The 21590-nt window shown below is 47.3% G+C and carries 13 protein-coding genes; 6 read left to right on the top strand and 7 right to left on the bottom strand.

Annotated features, from left to right (window positions below; translation table 11 throughout):
• Positions 1-253 precede the first annotated feature (253 nt).
• Positions 254-613 (top strand): hypothetical protein, encoded by a 360-nt coding sequence (locus AC1HDJ_RS04650; protein ID WP_479533748.1) that lies wholly within the window; start codon positions 254-256, stop codon positions 611-613.
• Positions 614-701: 88 nt separating this feature from the next.
• On the opposite strand, the gene AC1HDJ_RS04655 is transcribed toward AC1HDJ_RS04650, so the two are convergent.
• Entirely contained in the window at positions 702-1610 is a 909-nt protein-coding gene (locus AC1HDJ_RS04655; protein WP_479533750.1) for a LysR family transcriptional regulator, read from the bottom strand.
• A gap of 1084 nt (positions 1611-2694) precedes the next feature.
• On the opposite strand from AC1HDJ_RS04655, the gene AC1HDJ_RS04660 reads away from it, so the two are divergent.
• Entirely contained in the window at positions 2695-6747 is a 4053-nt protein-coding gene (locus AC1HDJ_RS04660) for an inverse autotransporter beta domain-containing protein (protein ID WP_479533753.1), read from the top strand.
• A gap of 90 nt (positions 6748-6837) precedes the next feature.
• Here AC1HDJ_RS04660 and AC1HDJ_RS04665 read toward each other — a convergent pair whose 3' ends face one another.
• A complete protein-coding gene (locus AC1HDJ_RS04665; protein ID WP_479533754.1) occupies positions 6838-7164 on the bottom strand; it encodes a hypothetical protein in 327 nt (108 codons plus the stop codon).
• Positions 7165-7632: 468 nt separating this feature from the next.
• Between AC1HDJ_RS04665 and pdhR the strand changes: the two genes are divergently transcribed.
• The 4 genes from pdhR (at position 7633) to lpdA (ending at position 14724) form a co-directional block, all read left to right on the top strand.
• Entirely contained in the window at positions 7633-8397 is a 765-nt protein-coding gene (gene pdhR / locus AC1HDJ_RS04670; RefSeq protein WP_479533756.1) for a pyruvate dehydrogenase complex transcriptional repressor PdhR, read from the top strand.
• A 181-nt stretch (positions 8398-8578) separates the two neighbouring features.
• On the top strand, positions 8579-11236 hold the full coding sequence (aceE, locus tag AC1HDJ_RS04675; protein WP_479533758.1) for a pyruvate dehydrogenase (acetyl-transferring), homodimeric type: 2658 nt from the start codon (positions 8579-8581) through the stop codon (positions 11234-11236).
• A 12-nt stretch (positions 11237-11248) separates the two neighbouring features.
• Positions 11249-13123 (top strand): pyruvate dehydrogenase complex dihydrolipoyllysine-residue acetyltransferase, encoded by a 1875-nt coding sequence (gene aceF, locus AC1HDJ_RS04680; RefSeq protein ID WP_479533760.1) that lies wholly within the window; start codon positions 11249-11251, stop codon positions 13121-13123.
• 176 nt (positions 13124-13299) lie between these two features.
• Entirely contained in the window at positions 13300-14724 is a 1425-nt protein-coding gene (lpdA, locus tag AC1HDJ_RS04685; RefSeq protein ID WP_479533762.1) for a dihydrolipoyl dehydrogenase, read from the top strand.
• Positions 14725-14856: 132 nt separating this feature from the next.
• Here the strand turns inward: lpdA and parC are convergent, their stop codons facing one another.
• The 5 genes from parC to nudF form a co-directional block, all read right to left on the bottom strand.
• Positions 14857-17151 (bottom strand): DNA topoisomerase IV subunit A, encoded by a 2295-nt coding sequence (gene parC, locus AC1HDJ_RS04690; RefSeq protein ID WP_479533764.1) that lies wholly within the window; start codon positions 17149-17151, stop codon positions 14857-14859.
• A 21-nt stretch (positions 17152-17172) separates the two neighbouring features.
• Positions 17173-19065 (bottom strand): DNA topoisomerase IV subunit B, encoded by a 1893-nt coding sequence (gene parE / locus AC1HDJ_RS04695; RefSeq protein WP_479533766.1) that lies wholly within the window; start codon positions 19063-19065, stop codon positions 17173-17175.
• Between the two features lie 57 nt (positions 19066-19122).
• The gene (yqiA, locus tag AC1HDJ_RS04700; protein WP_479533769.1) at positions 19123-19710 is read right to left on the bottom strand and encodes an esterase YqiA; all 588 of its coding nucleotides are present in this window, start codon (positions 19708-19710) and stop codon (positions 19123-19125) included.
• Positions 19710-20534: a 3',5'-cyclic-AMP phosphodiesterase gene (gene cpdA, locus AC1HDJ_RS04705; protein ID WP_479533771.1), complete on the bottom strand. Its 825-nt coding sequence runs from the start codon at positions 20532-20534 to the stop codon at positions 19710-19712. Before cpdA ends, yqiA begins: the two co-directional genes overlap by 1 nt.
• A 265-nt stretch (positions 20535-20799) precedes the next feature.
• Positions 20800-21405, bottom strand: coding sequence for an ADP-ribose diphosphatase (nudF, locus tag AC1HDJ_RS04710; RefSeq protein ID WP_479536998.1), 606 nt, complete (start codon positions 21403-21405; stop codon positions 20800-20802).
• Positions 21406-21590: the final 185 nt, after the last annotated feature.

Here is a 21590-nt window from a genome sequence, read left to right on the forward strand (position 1 = left end):
TATGCGGGATAAACCAGAGGATAAGTATAAAATGCATGGTTATTTCTGTCTGTGCGATAGTTAAGATAATTTCATTTATCGGGTTTGTATTTTCATTTTTTTAGTTTGTTGTTTGAATGGCTGATTTGTATAGTGGAAGTGATATATATCGCTTTCATTTACTAACGGAATAGACTGAATGTAGCAAATATATTGTCATATAATTATTATTTTATAACTATTATTGAGAATGATTTTGTTTTAAGGTGCATGAATGTCTAATCCTACTCCAAATTATTTGAAGGTTGCTTATTGGATTTACGAAAAAAAGTGTTCTGTGCTTGGCCATGAAATAGCAGAGCATTTTAATTTAAGCAGTAAGCAGCTTAGGCAATATATCAATTATATGGTATCTAATGATGATGTAGTAAGAATAAGAACGACTCGTATGGAGTGTGATCTTACCTCTGCATATTATGTTATTAGCATTACTCAAAAAAGTTTAGATAAAATACAGCAAGATCCAACACTTTCGCGTTTAAATGTGAAAGGAAGAACACAAGTTCAGTGTGAGAAACGAACGCAGAAATTGTGGAGTTTGGCACTGGGTATTCGGCCACGAGCATCTATGTAATTATTTTTTATCGTTGTGAAAAACCAAGTGAGAATATTAGGTGTGCAGTAATATGCATGCCTATTTTTTATTTATAACCACTCGCTAATCATTCGTTAATTATTCTTTGTTGTCTCTCTAGTTCTGCTGCTACAAACTCTTTTAACTCAATGATGAAAGATGTTATTTTTTGAGGTTGACTGAATCTTTGTTTATATACAGCATAGCTAGGAATTTCTATGCTTAATGACTCATCAAATAACATTACCAATGATCCTTGTTTTACTTTGCTATCTATAATTAATTTTGATATCCATATTATCCCACATCCACAAATTGCTGCTTCAATTGCTTGAAATATATCAAAAAACTCTACGTTTTTTGATTGTGTTGTATTTTTAGAAGCTGGAATTTCATAAAAATCGGATATTTTAGGGTTGAATTCATTGTTTACATACAAGATGTTATGTTGGTTTAAATCTTGTAGTGTCTGTGGTACGCCATGTTTTTTAAGATAATTAGGTGAAGCAAAGAAAGAACGTGATAAAACGCCTATTTTTGTCGCTACAAGACTTTCATCCTTTGGCATTATTGATGTAATCAATATATCAGCGCTCATATCATTATTAGTGCTTGATTGTAATTTCAATTTGATATTTGGATGTTTTTTTAAATATAGCGGTATGAAATGTGTGCTGAGTAATGATGCAGTTGCATGTGAAGCTGTAATGGTTATCTTTCCACTATTTTGTCGATAGTTTTCCTCGATAAACTCTTCTAAGTCATTTTTTTTACTTACGATATCATGGCAGTAAGTAATTATTTCTTTTCCTGCATCAGTGAGTAATGTCTGTTTAGTTGAACGTTCAAATAATGGTACATTTAGTGTTTTTTCTAGAGCAGTTATTCGGCGACTAAGTGTCGATAATGGAATTCTTAATTCATCAGCCGCTTTGTTAAAACTAAGCTTTTCAGCCACTTTAGCAAACATTACCATATCTTCAATTTTTAAACGCATTAGAGTCTCCTTCACAGCTTATAGTGTAGCGAGCGATGTAAGTAAAATCATTTTGTTATAGGTATGTTTGTTTCTAAGTATAAAAGCTTTGCTCTCTGCTAAGTATAGCAATGAAATTGCACGATGGCTGACTTTAGGTGACAATCTGGATTGTCTTGTATCTTATTGATAGTGTTTTTATTTTATTCTGGAATGTGTGAGTTGGTATTGAGACTGATGTCTATGTTTTTACTGTGTCTTGATGCGTTGAACTATCAATAATAGTTTGTATACCACTAGCTTTGATGGCTAAAGTTTAGCTAAAAAGATTTTTGGTAAGTCTTATAGCGAAACCGTTGGTATCCTTATGTCGATATACTATTTCGATTTTTCAGTTTAATTCTAGTAGTTCTTTGTTATATAAGATTTTTATATTGGTTAATCGCTCCAATTGATTACTCAGTATTTTTATTGATTTTGTCTAAATAAGTAAGCCTATGCCTGCATGCTATTGCATATTGTTTCTGAATGTAACTAAAAATAATGAAATGGTTGTTTCATTTAATGCAATAAGTGCTGATTTTTCTTGTTGCAATAATTGAAACTTTATTTGCAATGAAAATGCTGTAACAGTTTTTATTCTTGGGTAATAATTCCCTTCAGTGTTTGAGTGAGTATAGTTCCTGTTGCTTTAAATTTCTTAGGGTGACCGTTTGTTATTTTTTTTGCATTTATCCATAATAATCACATTTGCTACGCCTTCTATTTGTATTCATTGTAATTAGTGAATCTCAATTTTTAAAATGGAATTATATTTATTCTCACGCTGGGAATGAACTGGTGATTCATTATGTGTTGATGATGTGGGTTGTTATTTTTTTCGCTTCCTTTGTGGTGAGATTAATTAATTTGCATTTTCTTCGTCTTATTTTAACTTGGGTGTCCTGTTTTTGCTATGAATGATCAATACTCAGAAAGGAAAAAAAGTGTAGTTTCTTTAACTGCGTGGGCTAATATTATAACTCAATCTTTACTGCCGATCTTATTAAGTTTGTCTCCAGTTGTTTATGCATCATTTAATGAAGGTAAGCAAATTACGCAAGCTTTGAGTGTATATTATGTACTTTCAGGCGATACAGCACTCTCTATTGCCAAACAGTTTGGCTTAACACTGGAAGAGTTAAAAAAACTCAACAGTGAGGCTTATAAAGATAAGTCATTAGATTTATTGCTTATTGGCGATAGTTTGTTGGTGCCTGATTTGCGCTTAGGTGAGCGTAAGCCTGCGCACAGCATTGCTGTGAAAATGGAACGAGATACCGAAAAACTGATTGCAGAAGCGGCAACCACATTAGCGACCGGTTCAGTGGGCAGCAGCCTACGCTCGGCAGCCGTTTCACAGGCGAATCAATCTGTTGAAGAGTGGCTAAAACAGTACGGTACAGCCAAGGTTAGCATCAATGTTGATGACGATTTTAATCTGACCGATTCAGAAGCTGATCTGTTATTAAGCCTTAAAGATACCCCTGATACCTTCTCATTTACCCAGCTGGGTTTGCGCCACAAAGAAGATCGCACCACTGTCAATGCCGGTGTGGGTCAGCGCCATTTTAATGCGCAAGATAAAGACATGCTCGGCTACAACCTATTTTTGGATCACGAAATTGAAGCTGGCCACACCCGTATGGGCGTGGGGGCTGAGTATTGGCGTGATTTCCTAAAACTCTCTGCCAACGGTTATATGCGCTTAAGCGGCTGGAAAGCCTCTGACGAACTGGTCGATTACGACGAGCGTGCAGCGAATGGTTTTGATCTGCGTGCCGAAGCTTACTTACCTTCGCATCCACAACTGGGTGGTAAGCTCAAATACGAGCAGTATTTTGGTAATGAAGTGGCGTTGTCAGATGCCGATAATCGCCAAAAAGACCCGTATGCGATGACAGCCGGAGTTAACTACACCCCAATTCCTTTGGTGACCGCCGGTATTGATTACACCAAAGAGAAGGGCAAATCGGGTGATACCCAGTTTAACCTTGAGTTCAACTATCGTTTAGGCGAGAGCTTAGATAAGCAGCTTGATGGCGCTTCAATGGCGGAGTATCGCTCGTTGGCCGGAAGCCGTTATGACTTGGTTGATCGTAACAACAACATCGTACTGGAATATCGTAAACAAGAGCTACTAAAGCTCGATGTGGTTGATGAGTTCAACAGCTGGCCGGAAATTACCGAGCAACAGTTGGTGGTTGATGTTGCCTCAAAATATCCACTTGATCGCATTGAGTGGGAAGGCCGCGAGTTCTTTGCCGCGGGCGGTAAAATTACCCCGTTGTCATCGCGTGCAGCCCAAGGTAATAGCCAGTTTAGAGTGACACTGCCAGCTTATCAGGCCGAAGGCGTGAACCTGTATACCCTGGTTGCGAAGGCGGTTGATAACAAAGGTAACGAATCAAACACTGATAGCACCAATGTAGAAGTGACCATCAATAACACCGCTGCGCCGATTGTAACTGATCTGAAAATGCGCGGTAAGTTGGAAGTGGGCCAAAAGCTAGAAGCAACCTATGTATGGGATGCTAACAGCGGTGAGCGCACTGATAAGTCAAATTACCAGTGGGGCAATAAAGGCGAAACAGCAGAATTAAAGCAGAGCAAAGATATTGAAACCTCGGGCGTGATCCCGGCGATTGAGTTAGTTGCTGCAGATGCTGGTCAAATTAAAGAGGTCTCTATTCAGGCAGAGAATGGCCTGAATGTAGCGGGTAACACGCTGACAGTTGATAGCAGCATGAACAGCGGTGCGGGCAATGAAACCGGTGGCGGTGATGGTAACGGTAATATAATTGACCCTGCGGCAGGCCCTTCAGTGGCTGACCTAAAACTGCGCGGAACACTGGAAGTGGGTGAAACCCTGAGCGCGACCTACAGCTTTAACCCAAATGGCGGTGAAACGACCGATAAGTCGAACTTCATGTGGGGTAACAAAGGTGATACTGCAGGCATGAGTGCCGGTAATGACATCGTGACCACTGGCATTATCCCAGCTATCGATCTGGTTGCCGCGGATGCCGGTCAAATTAAAGAGGTCTCTATTCAGGCAGAGAATGGCCTGAATGTACCGGGTAACACGCTGACAGTTGATAGCAGCATGAACAGCGGTGCGGGCAATGAAACCGGTGGCGGTGATGGTAACGGTAATATAATTGACCCTGCGGCAGGCCCTTCAGTGGCTGACCTAAAACTGCGCGGAACACTGGAAGTGGGTGAAACCCTGAGTGCGACCTACAGCTTTAACCCGAATGGCGGTGAGACTACCGATAAGTCGAACTTCATGTGGGGTAACAAAGGTGATACTGCAGGCATGAGTGCTGGTAATGATATTGTTACCAGCGGCGTTATCCCAGGTCACGCATTGGTTGCCGCGGATGCCGGTCAAATTAAAGAGGTCTCCATTCAGGCAGAGAATGGCCTGAATGTACCGGGTAACACGCTGACAGTTGATAGCAGCATGAACAGCGGTGCGGGCAATGAAACCGGTGGCGGTGATGGTAACGGTAATATAATTGACCCTGCGGCAGGCCCTTCAGTGGCTGACCTAAAACTGCGCGGAACACTGGAAGTGGGTGAAACCCTGAGCGCGACCTACAGCTTTAACCCAAATGGCGGTGAAACGACCGATAAGTCGAACTTCATGTGGGGTAACAAAGGTGATACTGCAGGCATGAGTGCCGGTAATGATATTGTTACCAGCGGCGTTATCCCAGGTCACGCATTGGTTGCCGCGGATGCCGGTCAAATCAAAGAGGTCTCCATTCAGGCAGAGAATGGCCTGAATGTACCGGGTAACACGCTGACAGTTGATAGCAGCATGAACAGCGGTGCGGGCAATGAAACCGGTGGCGGTGATGGCAACGGTAATATAATTGACCCTGCGGCAGGCCCTTCAGTGGCTGACCTAAAACTGCGCGGAACACTGGAAGTGGGTGCAACGCTGAACGCGACCTACACCTTTAACCCGAATGGCGGTGAAACGACCGATAAGTCGAACTTCATGTGGGGTAATAAAGGTGAGACTGCAGGCATGAGTGCTGGTAATGATATTGTCACCAGTGGCGTTATCCCTGATGTACCGTTGGGCTCTGGTGATATTGGTCAAATCAAAGAGGTCTCCATTCAGGCAGAGAATGGCCTGAATGTATCGGGTAACACGCTGACAGTTGACAGCAGTATGAGCAATGCTGCGGGAAATGAGACAACGGAGGGGGTGAATGGTGGAGAAGTTGATCCTGTTGCCGAAATTATCGGGTTGATTGTGCCTGAAGATAATAAATTAGCCGGTGGTATAGAGAGTAATGTCGTTGAGGCAACTGTTCAGGATGCGTTAGGGAATCCGTTATATGATTATCCAGTTATGTTTAGTGTCAATAATGGCGCGGTTATTACCTCTGAGCCTGTGATGACGGATAGTACCGGAAAAGCAACAACAACACTTACGAATACTCTTGGTGGTTCAGTATCAATTACTGCGATAGTTAACGATAGTAGCAAAACCGTAGAGAGTAACTTTAAAGCTGAGTTTACACATGTGATACCTAAAGGCGCTGTATTCTCTGCGAATACAGGTTTTCCTGAGACAGGATATAAGTCAGCGTATTTTTACCTTAAAATTAATGGCACTGATGAATTTAACTCGCTGTACACATGGAGTAGTAGTCATCCTGATGTGGTTTCAGTGGTAAATGGAAAGGTTGAGTTTATTAGTGATATTGATGCGGGAAATGGGGATATAGATATTACTATTACAATGAATGGTGGGGGAAAAACTGTTTATCCTATCCGTTTAAAAAAGTGGTTTATGCATGGCTTGCATGAATCAAAAACACCAAGTGGTGCTGATCAGTACTGTTCAGATTTGGGTTTATCAGTGCCAAGTCATCTTGATATGACCGATGCACCATTTCCTAGCGGTCGCCCTAGTGGAAGAACTGCGAATGGTAAATTGTGGAATGAGTGGGGAGGTTTCTATGCTGGTCATGTCGAGTATTGGGCCAAAGAAACGAGTGGAACAAATAGAATCGCGGTTAATTTAAGTACACTGGGTTCATTAGTTCCTATTGAACAAACACAAAATCGCTTTCTGACCTGCGTTAAAGATATCTAAATAAAGATCTATTTTAGCCCAAGCTATTAAGCTTGGGCTTTTTTATATCCCAAATTAAGTTAGTGAACAGTAAATATGGGATGTAAGACTTTACTCTTTCTCAATAGCATCAGCCACATTGTGATAGGTATTTTTCACACTGTTAGCTTGATGTTTAATGTGATTAGCTGAGTTATGGATAGACTCTTTAGTTTCGTTTAATGATGCTTTTTTATCACTAATGCCCAGAGTGTTATCAATCTCATTTTTAACCACTTTCTTCGGGGTACACTTACCTGAAATACCAATGGTTTTATCAAGAGCTTGATTGCGAACGGCTTTGTGCATATCACAGTTTGCCATTGCAGAGAATGAGGTGAGTGCTAACAGTGAAACAGCGATGCTCGTGTGAAGCAGTTTGGATGATTTCATTTTCATTATAGTACTTCTGTAATTCATTAAATGATTTTATGTTTTGTCTGAATGAAGCTTAGGCACCCCTTGGGTGTACTGGCATAATCACATTCAATACTACTTTAGCTTAACAAAGTTTGTATAGATTTAATACAAGCAGATATGTGGGCTAAGGTGCAGCGTGTCGCTGTATCGCATAGTTATTTTCATAACAGTATTTTAAATTGTAGCTTACTCGATTCAGCCTTGGTGTTTCTGAAAAAACATGCCAAACGTTAAATGGTATGACCAATTAAATTGTTATTTATGTTGTGTGAGCTGAAGCGTTTTTGTTATCAAAGCGAGCAAACTATGATTCAGATCAATTTTCGTCTGGACAATGTTTTTCAGCTCTGGTAATTTTCATCGCATAGTAAAATTGGTATTACCAATTGACAGTCAGCGAAATTGATTTCAACGTAGCAGACAGTTTAACGCGGATGGATGTTCTTGATGGCCTACAGCAAAATTCGTCAGCCCAAACTTTCTGATGTGATTGAGCAGCAGTTAGAGCGCCTGATCCTCGAAGGCACACTCAGCCCCGGGCAGAAACTGCCGCCAGAGCGTGAATTAGCTGTACAGTTTGATGTTTCGCGCCCCTCGTTACGAGAAGCTATCCAGCGTTTAGAAGCTAAAGGTTTATTGCTGCGTCGCCAAGGTGGCGGCACGTTTGTACAGCAACAGCTGTGGCAAAGCTTTAGTGATCCCCTCAGTGCATTATTGTCTACTCACCCTGAATCACAATTTGATCTGCTAGAAACACGGCATGCGCTGGAAGGAATCTCTGCGTACTACGCGGCATTGCGTGGAACGGATGCTGATTTTCAGCGTCTACATGAAAGCCATCAGACTCTGATTGATGCTCAGCAAAAAGATGATCCGGCAGCGGAAGCCGATGCGGTGATGCAGTATTTAGTGGTGGTAACGGAAGCTTCACACAATGTGGTGTTGTTACATTTAGTCCGTTGTTTAGCCCCGCTGTTAGAACAGAATGTAAAACAGAATTTTGAGCTGTTGTATATGCGCCGCGAAAAACTGGCGCAAGTGAGCAGCCACCGTGCTGATGTGATTACCGCGATACTGGCCCGCGCGCCGGAGCAAGCTCGCGAAGCATCACATCGGCATTTGGCATTTATTGAGGAAACTTTGTTGGATCTTAGCCGTGAACATAGCCGTCAAGAGCGGTCTTTACGGCGGTTTCAGCAACGCATGGATTGACTGGTGTGGATGCATTAGTTCAGCGGAAATGATTTAAAAAGCAAGACTATAAATGAGCAATAAATAGGTTACAGAATAAGTAACACACAAACAGACGGTGTTTTTGTGCAGTCATGAACTGACAGAAGAGCATCCAGATTAAGTAAAACTGACCGAACTAAAGAAGATAAGGAAGACCACCATGTCAGACATGATGAGCAATGACGTGGATCCGATCGAAACCAGCGACTGGCTGCAGGCTCTCGAATCGGTAATTCGCGAAGAAGGTGTTGAGCGTGCACAGTTCCTGATCGACCAGATCATGGATAAAGCACGTATGGGTGGCGTAGCGCTGCCAAGCGGTATTAATACTAACTACATCAACACTATTCCAGCTTCTGCTGACCCAGTTTACCCGGGTAATCATAATCTGGAGCGCCGTATTCGTTCCGCGATCCGCTGGAATGCCATCATGACGGTTCTGCACGCATCCAAGAAAGACTTGGATCTGGGCGGCCACATGGCCTCTTTCCAGTCTTCTGCCACCATTTATGATGTGGCATTCAACCACTTCTTCCGTGCACGTAATGCGCAAGATGGCGGTGACTTGGTGTTCTTCCAAGGTCATATCTCTCCGGGGATCTATGCGCGTGCTTTCGTTGAAGGCCGTTTGAGCGAAGATCAACTGAACAACTTCCGTCAGGAAGTGGAAGGCAAGGGTGTTTCTTCTTACCCGCACCCGAAACTGATGCCTGAATTCTGGCAGTTCCCGACCGTATCTATGGGTTTAGGCCCGATCAATGCTATCTATCAGGCACGTTTCCTGAAGTATCTCAATGATCGTGGTTTGAAAAACACCGCCGAGCAGACCGTGTATGCGTTCTTAGGTGATGGTGAGATGGATGAGCCAGAATCTAAAGGTGCGTTGACATTTGCTGCCCGTGAGAAGCTGGACAACCTGTGCTACGTGATCAACTGTAACTTGCAGCGCCTTGATGGCCCGGTTGTGGGTAACGGTAAGATTATTCAAGAGCTAGAAGGTCTGTTCCGTGGCGCTGGCTGGGAAGTGATCAAAGTTATCTGGGGTTCTAAGTGGGATGCCCTGCTGCAGAAAGATACCTCCGGTAAGCTGCTGCAACTGATGAGTGAAACCGTTGACGGTGACTATCAGAACCTGAAATCAAAAGATGGCGCTTATGTGCGCGAGCACTTCTTTAACAAGTATCCGGAAACGGCTGAGCTGGTTAAAGATCTGACTGATGACGAAATCTGGTCACTGAACCGTGGTGGTCATGATCCAGTTAAAGTCTATGCGGCATTCCAAAAAGCCAAAGAGACCAAAGGCAAGCCGGTTGTGATCCTGGCGAAGACCGTAAAAGGTTACGGTATGGGTGATGCAGCGGAAGGCAAGAACATTGCTCACTCCGTGAAGAAACTGGATATGGAGAGCGTGAAGCAGTTCCGTGACCGTTTCAACATCAAGCTATCTGATGATGAAGTGCAGAGCCTGCCATACATCAAGTTCCCAGAAGGTTCAGAAGAGTACAACTACCTGCATGAACGTCGTCAGGCACTGAAAGGGTATGTACCAACGCGTCTGCCGAAATTCACCCAAGAGTTCATCACCCCAGAACTTGAAGAATTCAAGCCGCTGCTGAATGAACAAGCGCGTGAAATTTCAACCACCATGGCGTTTGTACGTGCACTGAACGTACTGCTGAAAGACAAAAATATCGGTAAGCACATTGTGCCAATTATTGCCGATGAAGCCCGTACTTTTGGTATGGAAGGTCTGTTCCGCCAAGTGGGTATTTATAACCCGCAGGGCCAGAACTACACCCCACAAGATCGTGAAGTTGTCTCTTACTACAAAGAAGACAAAGCCGGTCAGGTTCTGCAAGAGGGTATTAACGAGCTAGGCGCAGGGTCTTCATGGCTGGCGGCAGCAACCTCTTACAGCACCAACGATGTGCCAATGATTCCGTTCTACATCTACTACTCCATGTTTGGTTTCCAGCGTATTGGTGACCTGTGCTGGGCAGCTGGCGATCAGCAAGCACGTGGCTTCTTGGTTGGCGGTACAGCGGGCCGTACTACCCTTAACGGTGAAGGTTTGCAGCACGAAGATGGCCACAGCCATATTCAGGCACTGACCATTCCTAACTGTGTCGCATACGACCCAGCCTATGCCTATGAGCTGGCGGTTGTGATGCAAGACGGTGTGCGCCGTATGTATGGTGAGCAGGAGAACGTGTTCTATTACCTGACTACCATGAACGAAAACTACCATCAGCCTGCAATGCCAGAAGGTGCTGAAGAGGGTATCCGTAAGGGTATCTACAAGCTAGAAACCGTTGCCGGTGATAAGGCAAAAGTTCAGTTGATGGGTTCTGGTGCAATCTTGCGTCATGTTCGTGAAGCGGCACAGATTTTGTCTGCCGATTACGGTATCGGCTCTGATGTATACAGCGTGACGTCGTTCACCGAAGCGGCTCGTGAAGGCCAAGATTGTGACCGCTGGAACATGCTGCATCCGGAAGCTAAGCCACGTGTGGCACACATCACTTCTGTGATGAATGATGCACCAACTATCGCTGCAACTGACTACATGAAACTGTTCGCGGAACAAGTTCGTGCATTTGTACCGGCAGATAACTATCGCGTACTGGGCACTGACGGTTTTGGCCGTTCTGATAGCCGCGAAAACCTGCGTCGCCACTTTGAAGTGAATGCGCATTACGTGGTTGTTGCTGCGCTGACCGAGCTGGCCAGCCGTGGTGATATCGCCAAATCTGTTGTAGCTGATGCCATTGCGAAATTTGGTATCGATGCAGATAAAGTTAACCCGCTGTACGCATAAGAGGCACGATTCATGAGCATGGAAATTTTTGTACCGGATATCGGTTCTGATGAAGTTGAAGTTACCGAGATTCTGGTTAATGTCGGCGATAAAGTTGAAGCCGAACAATCATTGATTACTGTTGAAGGCGATAAAGCCTCAATGGAAGTGCCAGCCTCTACCGGCGGTATCGTAAAAGAGATCAAAGTTCAGGTTGGCGGTAAAGTATCTACCGGTTCACTGATCATGATTTTTGAACAAGAGGGTGCGGCTGCCGCACCTGTTGCAGCGCCGGTAGCTACTGCTGCGGCTGCACCGGTTGCCGCCGCACTTAAAGAAGTGTGTGTACCGGATATCGGTGGTGATGAAGTTGAAGTCACCGAGATTATGGTTGCCGTGGGCGATAGCGTGACCGAAGAGCAGTCTCTGCTGACTGTTGAGGGCGATAAAGCCTCAATGGAAGTACCCGCGCCGTTTGCGGGTGTCGTGAAAGAGATCAAAGTGGTTACTGGTGGCAAAGTGTCTACCGGTTCGCTGATTATGATCTTTGAAGTAGCAGGCGCGGCATCTGCTGCTCCAGCGGCTCAGGCGAGCGCACCGGTTGCTGCAGCGCCAGTTGCTGCTGCCGCTAAAGATGTGCATGTACCTGATATCGGTGGTGACGAAGTTGAAGTTACCGAGATCATGGTTGCCGTGGGTGATAGCGTAGAAGCTGAACAGTCACTGATCACCGTGGAAGGCGACAAGGCTTCTATGGAAGTGCCTGCACCGTTTGCTGGCGTGATCAAAGAGATCAAAGTACAAGCTGGCAGCAAAGTGTCTACCGGTTCACTGATCATGGTGTTTGAAGTTGCTGGTGCTGCACCTGCTGCGCCAGCCGCACAGCCAGCACAAGCTGCCCCTGTGGCCGCCGCAGCGCCAGCAGCAAAAGCTGCCGCGCCAGCATCTGCCAGCGAGTTTACTGAAGATGCCGCTTACAGCCACGCAACGCCAGTTGTACGCCGTTTAGCGCGTGAATTTGGCGTGAACTTGGGCAAAGTGAAAGGTTCTGGCCGTAAAGGTCGCATCCTGAAAGAAGACGTACAAGACTACGTGAAGAACGCGCTTAAGCGTTTGGAATCAGGTCAGGCGGCGTCTTCTGCGGCAATGAGCGGTGGTGCAGGCTTGGGTCTGTTGCCGTGGCCGAAAGTTGATTTCAGCAAGTTTGGTGAAGTGGAAGAGGTTGAACTGGGCCGAATCCAGAAGATCTCCGGCGCTAACTTGCACCGTAATTGGGTGATGATCCCGCACGTTACTCAGTGGGATGATGCTGATATCACCGAACTTGAAGTGTTCCGTAAGCAGCAAAATGCCGAGCTTGAGCGTGCAAAAGCTGATCTGAAAGTGACTCCGCTGGTCTTTATCCTGAAGGCTGTTGGTAAAGCACTTGAGATGATGCCACGCTTTAACAGCTCTATTTCTGAAGATGGTCAGAAGCTGACGCTGAAGAAATACATCAACATTGGTGTTGCTGTTGATACACCAAACGGTCTGGTTGTGCCGGTGGTGCGTGATGTGAACAAGAAGAGCATCACTGAGCTGTCGCGCGATCTGATGGAGATCTCGAAGAAAGCCCGTGCTGGCAAGCTGACATCGTCAGACATGCAGGGCGGTTGCTTCACTATCTCTAGCCTTGGCGGTATTGGTGGTACAGCATTTACCCCTATCGTGAATGCGCCGGAAGTGGCTATTCTGGGTGTCTCTAAGTCTGAGATGAAGCCAAAGTGGAACGGCAAAGAGTTCGCACCACGCCTGATGCTGCCACTGTCACTGTCTTATGATCACCGCGTGATCGATGGCGCTGATGGTGCTCGCTTCATCACCTTCTTGAACAATGCCTTGTCTGACATTCGCCGCTTGGTGATGTAAACGATGATCGATTGGCACGGTTACGGCATAAGCTGTGACCGTGCCGACGAATCAGGCATGTCGGATACGAAGCTTGTTTGCGAGTTGTTAACAACCTTGTAAACTTGTGGCGCAAAACCCTACGTGGTGCGCTTCGTACCCGAGTTCAGGGATATAAAGATTATAATGAGGTCATGATGAGTAAAGAAATCAAAGCCCAAGTTGTGGTACTCGGGGCTGGCCCTGCGGGTTACTCAGCCGCATTCCGTTGCGCAGATTTAGGTCTGGATACCGTTATTGTTGAGCGTTACGCCACCCTCGGTGGTGTGTGTTTGAACGTGGGTTGTATCCCATCAAAAGCACTGCTGCACGTAGCAAAAGTGATTGAAGAAGCAAAATCACTGGCTGAACACGGTATCGTGTTTGGTGAGCCAAGCACTGACATCACCAAAATTCGCCTGTGGAAAGAGAAAGTTATCAGCCAACTGACCGGTGGTCTGGCAGGTATGGCGAAAATGCGTAAAGTGCAGGTGGTTAACGGTTTAGGTAAGTTCACCGGCCCGAACAGCATTGCTGTTGAAGGTGCTGATGGTGTAACTACCGTAAACTTTGATAATGCCATTATTGCTGCAGGTTCACGCCCTATTGAACTGCCGTTTATTCCGCATGAAGATCCACGTATTTGGGATTCAACCGATGCGCTGGAGCTTAAAGAAGTACCAGAGCGTTTGTTGGTGATGGGCGGTGGTATTATCGGTCTGGAAATGGGCACGGTATATCATGCTCTAGGTTCAAACATTGACGTTGTTGAAATGTTCGATCAGGTTATTCCTGCTGCGGATAAAGATATCGTTAAGGTGTTTACCAAGAAGATCAGCAAGAAGTTTAACCTGATGCTGGAAACCAAAGTCACTGCAGTAGAAGCCCGTGAAGACGGTATCTACGTGACGATGGAAGGCAAAAAAGCACCGGCTGAACCACAGTGTTACGATGCGGTACTGGTGGCGATTGGCCGCGTACCAAACGGTAAACTGCTTGACGCGGGCAAAGCGGGCGTTGAAGTTGACGAGCGTGGCTTTATCCGTACCGACAAGCAAATGCGCACTAACGTGCCGCATATTCATGCTATCGGTGATATCGTGGGTCAGCCAATGCTGGCACACAAAGGGGTGCACGAAGGCCATGTTGCGGCAGAAGTGATCTCGGGTAAGAAGCACTACTTCGATCCGAAAGTGATCCCATCTATTGCTTATACCGATCCGGAAGTGGCCTGGGTAGGTAAAACTGAGAAAGAGTGTCAGGCTGAAGGTCTGAAGTACGAAACCGCGACCTTCCCGTGGGCAGCGTCTGGCCGTGCTATCGCATCTGACTGCGCTGACGGTATGACTAAACTGATTTTCGACAAAGAGACTCACCGTATTTTAGGTGGCGCGATTGTCGGTACTAACGGCGGCGAGCTGTTGGGTGAAATCGGCTTGGCTATCGAGATGGGTTGTGATGCTGAAGATATCGCATTGACTATCCATGCGCACCCGACTCTGCATGAGTCTGTTGGTCTGGCGGCAGAAGTGTTTGAAGGTTCGATTACTGACCTTCCAAACGCGAAAGCTAAAAAGCGCTGATTAAAAAATCACCGTGATGTTCAGCGCGTAATTATTTGATTATTCGCTGAATTATCGACTGAACATATAAAGCCCCACACAGCGGTTTATCCGTTGGTGGGGCTTTTTTATGTCACTATTGCAGACATGTGGTTAGTCAGCGTTTGCTGTGTCGGTTATATCTTGCGGCAAATTGACCTCAATTTGATCCACTTTTTGCAACCCACGCGGTAACAGTGTTCCTTTACGGCCACGTTCAGCGCGGAATTTACTTAAGTCATCTGGCTTAATGGTCAGCTTGCGCTTGCCTGCATGCAGCGTAACAGATGCCTGTGGCGAGATGATGCTCAGGTGCTGCAACAACTCTTCTCGGGCGGCTGCACGGGCAGCAGGAATGGTGACGATTTTATTGCCTTTGCCTTTTGATAGCTGTGGCAGGTCATTGACCGGGAACAACAGCATCCGGCCTTCTGAGGTGATGGCCATCAGCAGATCATCATCATGATTGACATTCAGCGGTGGCAGAATTTTGGCATTTTCGGGCAGGTTCAGCAGTGCTTTACCGGCGCGATTACGGGCAACCAAATCGGCAAAGGTACAGACAAAACCGTAGCCGGCATCACTGGCCAGCAGCAGTTTTTGGCTCTCTTCTTCCATCAACACCTGTTCAACCACAGCACCGGCCGGCGGCGTGAGTTTTCCGGTTAATGGCTCACCCTGACCACGAGCAGAAGGCAGTGTTTGCGGATCGAGCGCATAACTTCGACCTGTGGAGTCTAAAAATACCACTGGCAGGTTGCTCTTACCGCGGGCAAAACCACGATAGGCATCACCGGCTTTATAGCTCAGGGCTGCGGCATCGACATCGTGCCCTTTTGCACATCGCACCCAGCCCATCTCTGACAGCACCACGGTTACTGGTTCGGCAGGGGTTAGATCACGTTCGGTCAGTGCTTTGGCTTCACCACGCTCAACTAGCGGAGAGCGGCGGTCATCGCCAAAGGTTTCAGCATCGGCCAGCAGCTCTTTTTTCATCAGCGCGTTGAGTTTGTGCTCTGAACCCAGCAGGCCTTCGAGTTGCAGACGCTCTTTTTCTAGATCGTTTTGCTCACCACGGATCTTCATCTCTTCAAGCTTGGCCAGATGGCGCAACTTCAAATCTAAGATTGCATCAGCTTGTGTTTCGCTCAGACCAAAACGCTGGATCAGTATCGGCTTAGGTTCATCCTGTTGGCGGATGATCTCGATTACTTCATCAATATTGATAAATGCGGTGAGCAAGCCTTCAAGGATGTGTAGGCGCTTTAATACTTTTTCTAAACGGTGCTGGATCCGGCGGCGAATGCTGTCGCGGCGAAAGGTCAGCCATTCGCTCAGAATGGTCAGCAAGCCCTTCACTTCCGGACGGCCATTGAGCCCCAGCATGTTGATGTTCACCCGGTAGCTCTTTTCCAGATCGGTCGAGGCGAACAGGTGGTTCATCAGCATCTCTGCATCGATCCGGTTGGATTTTGGCACGATCACTAAACGAGTCGGGTTTTCATGGTCAGACTCATCACGCAGATCGTCAACCAGCGGAAGTTTTTTCGCTCGCATTTGGGCGGCGATCTGCTCAATGACTTTGGCACCGGAGCACTGGTGTGGCAGGGCGGTAATGATGATTTCACCGTCCTCTTTTTTCCACAAGGCGCGCATGCGGATAGAGCCGCGACCGGTTTGGTAGATTTTTTTGATATCACTGCGTGGGGTGATGATCTCAGCTTCAGTTGGATAATCCGGCCCCTGAATATGGGTCAGCAGCGCATCAAGCGTTGCATCAGGGTTATCAATCAGATGGGCCGTGGCGTTGACGATTTCGCGCAAATTATGTGGCGGGATATCGGTGGCCATACCCACGGCGATACCGGTTGTTCCGTTCAGCAGTATGTGCGGCAGGCGTGCAGGTAGCCATTTAGGTTCAGGTAACGTGCCGTCAAAGTTTGGTTGGAAATCAACCGTGCCTAAGCCGAGTTCGCCGAGCAGTACATCGGCAATTTTTGACAGCCGTGACTCGGTATAACGCATGGCCGCAAATGATTTCGGATCATCGGGCGCTCCCCAGTTACCTTGCCCGTCAATCAGCGGGTAGCGGTAAGAGAAGGGTTGGGCCATCAGCACCATCGCTTCATAGCAGGCACTGTCACCGTGCGGGTGATATTTACCCAGCACATCACCGACAGTACGGGCGGATTTTTTAAATTTTGCCGCGGCACTCAACCCTAGTTCCGACATGGAGTAAATAATGCGCCGTTGTACCGGTTTTAGACCGTCACCGATAAACGGCAGGGCGCGATCCATGATCACGTACATGGAGTAGTTCAGATAGGCGCTTTCCGTGAACTGGCGCAGAGTTTGCTGCTCGGTTCCGTCATGATTATTATCGCGCCCATCACGTGGGGTATCAGTCATTACGCTTTCCCATTCAATCTGTTAGGCTTCAAGATCAGCCAGATCGCCTTTACTTTGCAGCCAGTTGCGGCGGTCTTCCGAGCGTTTTTTCGCCAGCAGCATATCCATGATATCGAGCGTTTGCTGCACATCATCAATGGTTAGCTGCACGAGGCGGCGGGTGTTAGGGTCGAGCGTGGTTTCACGCAGTTGTAGCGGGTTCATCTCACCCAGACCTTTAAAACGCTGAACGTTCGGTTTGCCTTTTTTCTTGGCCAGACGATCTAAAATGCTCTCTTTTTCGCTCTCATCAAGGGCGTAAAATACTTCTTTGCCAAGGTCGATGCGGAACAGTGGCGGCATGGCCACATACACGTGGCCCTGTTCAACCAGTGTGCGGAAGTGGCGCATGAACAGTGCACACAGCAAGGTGGCAATGTGCAGGCCGTCGGAGTCGGCATCGGCTAAAATACAGACTTTACCGTAGCGAAGTTGGCTGAGATCATCGCTGTCTGGGTCAATACCAATGGCGACTGAGATATCATGTACTTCTTGTGAGGCCAGCACTTCATCGGAAGAGACTTCCCACGTATTGAGGATCTTTCCGCGTAGCGGCATAACGGCCTGAAATTGGCGATCACGCGCTTGTTTGGTTGAGCCGCCGGCGGAGTCACCTTCCACCAAAAACAGCTCTGTACGGTTGAGATCTTGCGAAGAGCAGTCGGCCAGTTTTCCGGGCAGTGCCGGGCCGCTAGTCAGTTTTTTACGCACCACTTTTTTGGCAGCACGCAGGCGGCGCTGGGCGCTGTTGATAGCCAATTCAGCCAGTTGCTCAGCGTATTGCACATTCTGATTCAGCCATAGGCTGAACGCATCTTTGACAATACCCGAGACAAATGCGGCACTCTGGCGTGAGGAGAGGCGCTCTTTAGTCTGCCCAGCAAATTGCGGATCCTGCATTTTGATCGAGAGCACGTAAGCGCAGCGATCCCAGATATCTTCCGCCGAGAGCTTAACGCCACGCGGCAGCAGGTTACGGAATTCGCAAAATTCACGCATGGCATCAAGCAGCCCTTGGCGCAGGCCGTTGACGTGTGTGCCGCCCTGTGCGGTTGGGATCAGGTTGACATAGCTTTCGCCAATCAGCTCGCCACCTTCAGGCAGCCAGACTACCGCCCAGTCAGTCGCTTCGGTGTCGGAGGATACTGAGCCGGTAAATGGTAACTCCGGCAGGGTAATAAACTCTTTAACGGCATCAATTAAGTAGTCATTTAAGCCGTCTTGATACAACCAGCGCTGCTCGGTGTTGTTCACTTTATCGGTGAACACAATTTCTAGCCCCGGACAAAGCACCGCTTTGGCTTTGAGCAGGTGTGTCAGGCGTGATACCGAGAATTTGGCTGAGTCAAAATAGCTGGCGGTCGGCCAAAAATGGACGCTAGTCCCAGTATTTTTACGCCCGCAGGTGCCGATTACGGTCAGATCTTGAATTTTTTCGCCATCGGCAAAGACAATCGAGTAGATCTGGCCATCACGCTTAACCGTGACTTCAACACGGCTAGAGAGTGCGTTGACAACCGAGATCCCCACACCGTGCAGGCCACCGGAGAACTGATAGTTCTTGTTGGAGAATTTTCCCCCCGCGTGCAGTCGGCATAAGATCAGCTCAACGCCGGAAACACCCTCTTCAGGGTGAATATCTACTGGCATGCCGCGGCCGTTATCAATGACCTCAAGTGATTGATCAGCATGTAAAATAATATCGATGCGGTTTGCATGACCGGCCAGCGCTTCATCGACACTGTTGTCTATTACTTCTTGCCCAAGGTGGTTTGGGCGCGTCGTATCTGTGTACATACCGGGCCGGCGACGAACCGGTTCAAGGCCACTGAGAACTTCAATGGCATCGGCATTGTAATTATTGGTTTGAGTCATGGTATGTATATATTTACAGGTGTTTGGCCATCATGGTCGTCAGAGAACCATGAAATGTCAAGGCGTGGTTAGCCCGAGAAAGGCAATTATGGCAGCGAAGTAACGGGGAAACCCCGTGAAGGCATGATTTCCTTGCGCTTCCACGCTTTGACGGCTGGCGTGGAAATAAGCAACGGCCTGTCGGTAATCGAGCACTTCATCACCCTCTTGTTGTAATAACCAGAGTAACGCGGGAAATGGCAGCGGATCAAGGTGTAGATCGAGCAGTTGTGTCATATGGTGGTGAGTCAGGGTGTAATGCTCACCGGTATAGGGGTTGGTGTTTTCCCCTAAATAGTGTTGTAACAGCTCAAATGGGCGTACGGCCGGATTGATCACCACGGTGCGCAGTTGATAGCGCTGGGAAAGATAGGTGGCATAGTATCCGCCGAGTGATGATCCAATCAGTGCCGGTGTTTCCCCCTGTTGCTGACACTGTTCAATCAGTGCGGAAACCTGACTAATGGCCGCTTGCGGGGCAAAGGGCAGTGCTGGAATGTGCATCTGTACATCGGGGTGGTGTTCTGCCAGATAGTCGTGCAGGGCGACTGCTTTGGCTGAGCCACTTGAGCCATTAAAGCCGTGCAGATAGATCAGCGTGGCCATCAGTAACCTTCCGATTCCATATCAGGGCAAAATTGCTGACCGGGCAGGCGGTGAACTTGAGTTTCGACTGTACCATCGGGTAGCAAATCGAGATAACGCCAGCCGGGCGAGAGCTGATCGAGGGTAAAATTGGTGCAGTGCGCTTTAAACTGGATGCAGGTTGACGGTGTTGCCAGCAGACGGCACTGGCTCCATAGGCAATCCATCTCTTGATGGATGTGGCCGCAGACAATCACTTTTGCTTGCGGGCGGGTGCGGAGAACTTCTTGCAGTGCACCCGCATTGCGCAGACTGTGCTGATCGAGCCACGTACAACCGGAGGGCTGCGGGTGGTGATGTAGCAATATCACGGCGTGCCGTTGCGGATGCTGATCTATTTTTTCTGCTAGCCAGTTGAGCTGATAGTCGTTGAGTTCGCCGTGCGGAACACCAAGAACCTGACTATCGAGCAAAATTAGCTGCCAGTGTTCGCCAAGCAAAACCTGTTTCGACGGTTGAATGCCTTTACGCTGTAAGCCATCGACCATCGCCGGCTGGAAATCATGGTTACCGGGTAGCCATACACAGGGGCGCGCCAAACGGGCAACACCATCGGCAAAATGGTTGTAGGCTTCCAGCGAATGATCTTGTGCCAGATCACCGGTTGCAACAATGAGATCAACAGGGCGCTGTTCGGCCTGAATCTGACTGAGTACCGCATGGTAGCTTTGCAGCGTATTGATCCCGAGCAGTGCCCCCTCTTCTGAGGAGAACAGGTGGGTATCGGTAATTTGCAAAAGTCGAATCCGCTCAGAAGCAACCGGCGGCTGGAACAGGCTTTCCACGTAGTGTCCTTCGTTTTATCTGTTTAAACATTACCGCAGAACGGTATTAATGAAACGTATATCAGTAGATACCGCATTATCCTTATAAATCTTATGGATAGATGCCCAACGTTGGGTCGGCCTGCTCCGTACTGATAACGTTTCACCGCACAATTTTATATGCAGTTTATCTGATAATTTTAAATGTTTCGGGACAATGTTTAATTCAGTGATAGATCCCCAGATTAAAATGTCAAAACTGTTGCATGGCACACATTTCTGTTCTTCAGCTCGCGCACCAGCTTTCGCGCAGGGCCTGCCCGTGTAGTTGCAGCCATTGTAGCGCAATGATTGAGGCTGCATTATCAATCTTACCTTCAGTTACCCACTGATAAGCTTGTGTGCGGCTGACAACATGCACACGAATATCTTCACCCTCTTCGGGCAACCCATGCAGGCCTTTGGCAAGGGTGGCATCAACCTCGCCAACATACAGCTCAAGGCGCTCTGATGTGCCGCCGGGGCTGGCCAGATAGCTCAGCATATGCTGGCAGCGCTGAACCGCAATACCGGCCTCTTCATGCGCTTCGCGCCGAACCACCTGTTCGGGTTGTTCAGTGGGCTCAATAATGCCGGCGATTAGCTCAAGCAGCCACGGGGTTGGGCTGGTATCGAGTGCGGCAATCCGCAATTGCTCAATCAGCACCACTTCATCACGTGTGGGATCATACGCCAGAAGTACCGCCGCATGGCCGCGCTCGAAGATTTCGCGGCTGATGATAGGGCTCATTTGGCCGTTGAACAGGCGGTGACGAAAACGATAGCGTACTAGCGAGAAGAAGCCCTGATAAAGGGTGTCACGTGTGAGCATATCGACATCGGCAGGTGTCATGCAAGCGCTTGAATAATCAGGATTGTTTGAATCAGTCATGCGGGTTTTTTATCCTAAAAATAGGGTGGATCTTTCACTCGGTTAAAGTAACGTGCTGAAATTAAAGGAATACTTTAATTCTTTTTTCTTTCGTTTTGGTATATTTTTAATCAATATGGCACAGAATCCCTATTTCTCTGCAAAGA

It is taken from the genome of Plesiomonas sp. ISS29 (assembly GCF_056522795.1).